The 1083-nt window shown below is 75.2% G+C and carries 1 pseudogene; it reads left to right on the plus strand.

Annotated elements, in window-relative coordinates:
• A pseudogene (locus IFT89_RS19885) lies at positions 1-1083 on the plus strand (hypothetical protein); the annotation flags it as partial.

Here is a 1083-nt window from a genome sequence, read left to right on the forward strand (position 1 = left end):
CGCCCCGTCCGCAGCTTCCGGCCAGTCCACGGCCCCCGACCGTCGACCGGCGCAGGAGTCCGACCACGCGCAGACCGCCGCACCGACCCCCGCCGCCCCTCGGGTCGGCCCGGTCACCCTGCAGCACATCCGCGACGCGTGGCCCGAGATCGTGGCGCGCGTCGAGAAAGCCGACCGCAAGGCCTGGATGATCGTCGTCAACACCCAGGTCGGCGGGTACTCGGACGACGACGTCCTCACGCTCGTCTTCGCGAACAACAGCGACCTCAACGACTTCAAGGCGCGTCATGCGCCCGGTACCGGTGTCGCGGAGGTCCTGCGCACGGCGGTCCTCGACGTCCTCGGCGTGCGGGTGAAGTACCTCGCCAAGGTGGCCGGTGCCGACGAGCCGCCGGCACCGCGGGCCACGGCGCCCGCCACCGGCGCTCCGTCGTCGGAGTCGTCCGCCTGGTCGACCCCGAGCCTGCCGCAGACCGTCCCAGCCCCTGCAGCCCCGTCGTCATCAGACAGCAGCGGCGGGTCGGCATCCCGCTCCTCGTGGCCCACCGTCGCACCAGCCGGTGGCGAGCCCGCCTCCGCTGCGCCGGCCGACGCCGCGCCATCCGCTGCTGCGCCATCGGCACCCGCGTCGTCGGTCACCGCCCCGGCCGAGGAGCAGACCTCCGTCTCCGCCTCCTCGTGGGCGACGGTCGCGCCGCCGGCCGACGAGCCCGAGCCGTCCCCGGTCCCTGAGCCTGTCGAAGGGCCGTCCCCGGTCCCTGAGCCTGTCGAAGGGCCGTCCCCGGTCCCTGAGCCTGTCGAAGGGCCCGCGTCCGCGTCCGAGCCTGCTTCGGCGACCCGGCTGTCTCCGGTCCCTGAGCCCGTCGAAGGGCCCACGTCGTCTCCCACGCCTGCCTCGTCGACGCAGCCCTCCTCGGTCCCTGAACCTGTCGAAGGGCCCACCCCGTCTTCTGCGCCTGCCTCGTCGACCCGGCCGTCTCCGGTCCCTGAGCCTGTCGAAGGGCAGCCCGGGCGACCCGCCGGATCCGGAGCCCCCGGGACGCCGGCCGGCTCACCCGCGCAGCGCCAGCCGTCGACCCCGCC

The organism is Plantibacter sp. CFBP 13570, assembly GCF_014841395.1.
In the GTDB taxonomy this organism is placed as follows: Bacteria; Actinomycetota; Actinomycetes; order Actinomycetales; family Microbacteriaceae; genus Plantibacter; species Plantibacter auratus.